The organism is Pollutimonas rozaliensis, from assembly GCF_048751585.1.
GTDB lineage: Bacteria > Pseudomonadota > Gammaproteobacteria > Burkholderiales > Burkholderiaceae_B.
Genome location: NZ_JAZHOB010000122.1, coordinates 1 through 271 on the forward strand (window position 1 = coordinate 1; position 271 = coordinate 271).

General features: G+C 45.0%; 1 protein-coding gene. It reads left to right on the forward strand.

Going from position 1 to position 271, the window contains the following annotated elements; translation table 11 throughout:
• The coding region (locus tag V0R37_RS22230) for a TOTE conflict system archaeo-eukaryotic primase domain-containing protein (protein WP_420376571.1) at positions 1-271 on the forward strand (271 nt) is incomplete at both ends.

The window sequence follows — 271 nt, forward strand, 5'->3', positions numbered from 1 at the left end:
CGTTAGATGATGTCGCTGTGTATGCCCACCTTACTGGTAAAGAAGTTGTTGGTTTGTATCCTATGCTAGCGGACAACACCTGTTGGCTACTCGCGGTTGATTTTGACAAAAGTGATTGGCAAGAAGCCTCTCTTGCGTATGTCGAAGTGTGCAAACGAAAAGGTATCGATTGCTTATTAGAGCGATCTCGTTCAGGTCAGGGGGCACATGTATGGATTTTCTTTGCACAAGCGACTGATGCAAAAGTGGCTCGACAATTAGGGTTCTATTT